At 67.2% G+C, this 1,574-nt stretch carries 2 protein-coding genes; both read left to right on the top strand.

All coding sequences use genetic code 11. From position 1 onward, the window contains the following. Window positions 1-966 (top strand): GntP family permease (locus tag JMF90_RS36480; RefSeq protein ID WP_201326287.1); only part of this gene is annotated, 966 nt, incomplete at its 5' end. Window positions 967-1,311: 345 nt separating this feature from the next. Further along, window positions 1,312-1,563 carry a DUF4148 domain-containing protein gene (locus tag JMF90_RS36475; RefSeq protein WP_011694888.1) on the top strand — a complete coding sequence of 84 codons (252 nt, stop codon included), beginning with the start codon at window positions 1,312-1,314 and terminating at the stop codon, window positions 1,561-1,563. Window positions 1,564-1,574: the final 11 nt, after the last annotated feature.

Below are 1,574 nucleotides of genomic sequence, written 5' to 3'. Positions count from 1 at the left end.
CTCGGCGCGTTCTCGTTCACGATGGATTCGCTGCCCGGCACGCCGCAGATCCAGAACATCATCCCGACCACGTTCTTCAAGACGACCGCCTGGGCCGCGCCCGCGCTCGGCACGATCGGCTCGCTGTTCATCATCGTCGTCGGCCTCACGTATCTCGAATGGCGCCGCCGTTCCGCGATGGCGAAGGGCGAAGGCTACGGCACGTCGCTCGTCAACGAGCCGGAGCGCGTCGAGGCGAAGGCGCTGCCGCATCCCGCGCTGGCGATCCTGCCGCTGATCCTCGTCGGCGTGTCGAACTTCGCGTTCACGAAGTTGATCCCGCAGTGGTACGGCGCCGCGTCGTACACGGTCGCGCCGGAAGTGCTGCCGGGCGTGCACGCGCCGGTCACAACGTCGATCAAGACGGTCGTCGCGATCTGGTCGGTCGAGGCCGCGCTGCTGCTCGGTATCGTGCTGGTCGTGCTGACCGCGTTCAAGCGCGTCAGCGGCCGCTTCGCCTCCGGCTCGAAGGCCGCCGTCGCCGGTGCGCTGCTCGCCGCGATGAACACCGCGTCGGAATACGGCTTCGGCGGCGTGATCGCCGCGCTGCCGGGCTTCCTCGTCGTCAGCGACGCGTTGAAGAGCATCCCGAACCCGCTCGTCAACGCGGCCGTGTCGGTCAGCTCGCTCGCAGGCATCACGGGCTCGGCGTCCGGCGGCATGAGCATCGCGCTCGCCGCGATGTCGGACCTGTTCATCAAGGGCGCGCAGGCGGCCAACATTCCAATGGACGTGCTGCACCGGGTCGTCGCGATGGCGAGCGGCGGCATGGACACGCTGCCGCACAACGGCGCGGTCATCACACTGCTCGCGGTCACGGGCCTCACGCACCGCGAGTCGTATCGCGACATCTTCGCGGTCACCATCATCAAGACGCTCGCGGTGTTCTTCGTGATCGCCGTGTACTACGCAACGGGGCTCGTGTAAGCGTCGGCATCCCAGGCGGCGCGTCATTCGCCGCCTGCCCTCGCCCTTCAAGATCGGACCGCATGCGCACCGGAACGGATTCCGGAATGCGCATCCGGTCCGATTTCATTTCGCTGCCCGTCGAATCAGGCCAAATCCCCGCCGCAGCGCTTGTACGCGCCCGGCGGCCCCCCGGTCATTGCATAGCCTGCGCCCTTACTCGCCCATTGTTACCGGCAGCAGAACACTGCGTTGGGCGCGATCGCATTTTTCGCGCGGCCGCCCCGGCCTACACTGGTTTCAACGTCGCACGGCGCTTCAACGAACGAAGCGCTGCGATTCACCTGAATCGTGGAGGTCCCGATCATGAAGCGCCTGATCCAAGCCGTTGCCATCGCCCTGGCCGTCTCGGCCCCGTTCGCCGCGCAAGCCCAGTCGAACCAGCCGCTCACGCGCGCGCAGGTCCACGCCGAAGTCAAGGCGCTCAAGCAGGCCGGCTTCCAGTCGAGCGACTGGTTCTATCCGGCCAGCATCGTATCCGCCGAAGCGAAGATCGCCCGCGAGCACGACGCCGGATACGGCAGCGATCGCGGCGCATCGTCGGAATCGGGCCGGTAATCCGTCGTCCA

Source organism: Burkholderia sp. E168m23, from assembly GCF_016586125.1.
Taxonomy (GTDB): Bacteria; Pseudomonadota; Gammaproteobacteria; order Burkholderiales; family Burkholderiaceae; genus Burkholderia; species Burkholderia orbicola.
Note: the sequence above shows the minus strand (reverse complement) of the source record. Positions and strands in the feature narration are given on the sequence as shown.